The 3,566-nt window shown below is 45.8% G+C and carries 4 protein-coding genes; all 4 read right to left on the bottom strand.

Annotated features, from left to right (window positions below):
- Nucleotides 1–546: 546 nt before the first annotated feature.
- Entirely contained in the window at nucleotides 547–966 is a 420-nt protein-coding gene (locus G395_RS0127045) for a response regulator (protein ID WP_026632859.1), read from the bottom strand.
- Between the two features lie 156 nt (nucleotides 967–1,122).
- A complete protein-coding gene (locus G395_RS0127040) occupies nucleotides 1,123–1,596 on the bottom strand; it encodes a response regulator (RefSeq protein WP_026632858.1) in 474 nt (157 codons plus the stop codon).
- A gap of 186 nt (nucleotides 1,597–1,782) precedes the next feature.
- The gene (gene aqpZ, locus G395_RS0127035; RefSeq protein ID WP_026632857.1) at nucleotides 1,783–2,463 is read right to left on the bottom strand and encodes an aquaporin Z; all 681 of its coding nucleotides are present in this window, start codon (nucleotides 2,461–2,463) and stop codon (nucleotides 1,783–1,785) included.
- A 359-nt stretch (nucleotides 2,464–2,822) separates the two neighbouring features.
- A partial coding sequence (locus tag G395_RS30720; RefSeq protein WP_169720107.1) for a T9SS type A sorting domain-containing protein occupies nucleotides 2,823–3,566 on the bottom strand: 744 nt, incomplete at its 5' end.

Genomic DNA, 3,566 nt, shown 5'->3' with positions numbered 1-3,566 from the left:
TGGTACCCGTACAAAAAAATCCGTTTTGGAAATGTCCAATACCCGCCTGGATACTTGAAAACGGGCTAACTGTCAACCGATTTCAGTAGCATATGGTTCTGGATTAACATCCTTTTTTTCACACGCTACGAGGGTGATAGCTATAAGGAGTGTTGCAATCGTTTTCATGGGTCTGTTTGTTCTTGTTTCCTCTTAGACACAACTTCTAAGAATTAGTTGGAATATATTAAGAATTTTTTTTACATTATTAATATATTGACTTAACGGTAAGAGCTGGTACTCATTACCGGTTTCGCCTTAGGTATGCAGTGTTTTAAGTATAGTAGGGCAAGCAGATAAAAGTTAGGGCACCGGGCAGCCCAGCGGAAAAACCTTGAAGACTTCAATACCATCTGCATAATGTTGAAATTCTAACTAGTCACTGATCTCTTATATGCACCATTGCTAGTACTCAGAAACGGTTGTTTGTGTGTACTGACCGTCAAGTTTTTAGGTTCAATAAAAGTGCTATATCCCTATTCCAGTGCCCTTCCAATAAAAGCTGAGTTATTCGTAACTCGATAGGAGATAGGCTTTGCAGCGTAGTTCTGCACTAAGATATTTCCCTTTTTCTACGAGTATTTTTATAGTTGCTTTGATTTGGTCGGAGGGGGCATCTTTTGATAGGAGGCTATCTGCCCCTGCGCTAATATATGTCAAACCATAAAGCTGGTCATCATAAGAAGTATAAACCAGAATTGGAACTGCAGTCTGCATTTCTTTAATTGTCTTGATCATTTCTTCCGTGTTGCCCCCCGGAATACCGATATCTAAAATGATGAAATTGAATAATTGGGCTTTTATGTTGTTCACTGCTTGCGCAAAGTCTGTTGCATGGACGACCTGGCTGCGTGGATAAACCTCCCTTACCAGCAGTTCTAACCCCACTCTGATCAGCGGATGATCTTTAACAAGTAATACTCTCATATAATGTTTTAAGTAAGTCTACCTATCTACACTATACGTTTTAGTATAAAAAATGGTTTGCAGTTATAAAACGTCAAAAGAGAGGAGCCTGACATGGCAGTGTAGCGCCGTCATACATCATTAAATAATCTAATAAAGGGGTTTGCTTATTTTTCGTTAGGCGATAGGGGCCGCTTTTTTGTTAAAAGACCTTCGGTTTTGGGTGGCAGGGCTAGCAAAGGCATTGATTACATGCTGGCTGGTTTTCTCACATATAAAAATATTGCCAGAAAGCACCGTCTGAACGCATTTTGCAAGTTCTATAAATGCGTTTTCCTTGGCTATAAAGCCGGTTGCCGCCTGCTTTCCAAGCTGTTTCAGCAACGCTAAATCAAAAAATTCGTACATGACAATCACGGGAAGCTGCTGCCCGGCGGTAAGCACCTTGTCGGTCAAAAAGGTTGTGGTTGCCTCATTTTCTCGGTTTAGGCCTAAAATGACAAGGTCCAGCTCAGGACCCAGCACTAGATCATTGACCGTCTCTTGGGCATAGGCGGTCTGGTATTGGCTAGCTGGTAACAAATTTTGCAAGTAGGCTTTTATGCCCAGGCATGATAGAGGTTGGAGGTCGATGATAGCGATGCTTGGCATTAGCGGTCTTTAAGAAATATATGATAATTTTCCTGGCATCGGCCTGGTATAAATATACGAAATTACCAGGATCTTATTTTATCAGGGGAAAGCTTTTAATCCAATTGGTGCCGATATAAAATAATTCTCCCGGCAAGGCCGGGAGAATATCTAAACTACCTAACGGTTTCTATCTAAATGAGATGCTTAGTCCCTGGCAAGGACCGCTTTGTAAAATATTCCTGCTAAGAAAGCACCTGCAAGGGGCGCTACAATAAATAGCCACAGTTGCTGGGTAGCCCACCCGCCAACGAATAAGGCCTGGCTGATGCTGCGTGCCGGGTTAACGGAGGTGTTGGTTACGGGTATACTAATCAGATGTATCAATGTGAGGCCCAAACCGATGGCAACCCCGGCAAAGCCGAAAGGTGCGGAAGGATAGGTGGAGCCCAGGATGATGATCAGGAAAATGAAGGTCATTACAAATTCTGTCAGAAGGGCCGCACTCATACTGTACCCGCCTGGCGAGTGCTCACCGTAGCCATTAGCGGCAAAATCCCCGATCTGGCTTCCGTTGCCTGTAACAATTACATAAAGGACTGCTGCCCCGGCGATGCCGCCCAGGACCTGGGCAATGATATAAGGCAACAGCTCTTTACCATCAAAACGGCCACCGGCCCAAAGGCCCAGCGAAACGGCCGGGTTCAGGTGCGCTCCCGATATGTGGCCCAAAGAGTAAGCTATCGTCAGCACAGTAAGCCCGAATGCAAGCGATACCCCTAAAAGGCCGATTCCGACACTAGGAAATGCAGCTGAAAGGGCAGCGCTTCCGCACCCGCCCAGCACCAGCCAAAAGGTGCCGATGAATTCTGCGACGTATTTTTTCATAGTCATGATTAAGTTTAAAATAGAGGATTTGAATGCCCCGCTTGTGTCAGGGCTTTCTGGCTATATATACCAGTGATAGCAGCAGTATAAATACCAGGATTGATGCCCAATCCTTTTTGTCGAAGGCTTGCGGCTGATTAGAAGTTTTCTGCGTCATGTTAACAGTGTGCGCGAAAAAAGGGTAACTAGTTGAGTCAGGGAGACTATGATTGCGACCGGTACCAAGAGCTCATCTGCGAAAAGACATTGATAATAGGGCCCGAACAAGGCACCTCATTCCTGCGTAGAATGTTACTTTTAAGTCTACCTAAAAGTAAAAAAGTCTTCGGGCAGCAATGGCCACCCGAAGACTGGAAGCGTTACCTTGTAACTGCTACCTTGTGTGTGCTGATAGTGCCGTCAAACAGGGTCAAGGTTACAGTGTAAAGGCCTGGGCTCAGTCGGCTTACATCAATACCTTCTGATGTAACACCCTGGCTGCCAAAAACTTTCATGCCGCGCTGGTTATGCATAGCAACTTGCTTGATTTGCTGGTGATTGGTGATATGGAACCTTTCCGAGACCGGGTTAGGGTAAGGTGAAAGGCGGGCCAACTCTGCAAAAGTCACATTACGCACACTGCTATACGCGAACGTTTCGTCTTTATCTACCATTCTCAGGCGGTACAGGTTTTGTCCGCTGATTGGGCTGGCGTCCACAAAGGAATACTCGCGGAGTACCGTGCTTTCCCCATGCGATGAAACCATGCCGATCTTGTTCCAATCCTTGCCGCTTGCGCTGCGCTCAATCTCAAAGCGGTCCGAATTGACTTCCTCGGTTGTTGACCAGGTAAGCCGGGCTGTATTGCTTTCCTTGCGGGCATCGAATGCTACCAGTTTAACAGGTAATGGGCAGTCAACAATAACTGAAATCGTAGCGATTGATTCCAGGCCATTCTCATCTGTGATCACATAGTCCACAAATGTAGTGTCACTGAAGCCGGCTTCCGGGGTGAATGTAACAACCCCTGTGAGAGAATCGACCGTGTACTGACCCTGATCGTCGATGGTCAAGCTTGTAACGCGTTCCAGTGTGCCTGGTGTTAGAAGGCGCACACTTGTGGC

Source organism: Dyadobacter alkalitolerans DSM 23607 (assembly GCF_000428845.1).
Classification (GTDB): Bacteria; Bacteroidota; Bacteroidia; order Cytophagales; family Spirosomataceae; genus Dyadobacter; species Dyadobacter alkalitolerans.
This window is presented reverse-complemented; position numbering and strand designations above follow the sequence as displayed.

What these genes read in the sequence shown, in the direction of transcription:
- G395_RS0127045 (WP_026632859.1), bottom strand. Translation starts at nt 966, where the DNA reads ATGAGAGTATTACTTGTTAAAGATCATCCGCTGATCAGAGTGGGGTTA.
- G395_RS0127040 (WP_026632858.1), bottom strand. Translation starts at nt 1,596, where the DNA reads ATGCCAAGCATCGCTATCATCGACCTCCAACCTCTATCATGCCTGGGC.
- aqpZ (WP_026632857.1), bottom strand. Translation starts at nt 2,463, where the DNA reads ATGAAAAAATACGTCGCAGAATTCATCGGCACCTTTTGGCTGGTGCTG.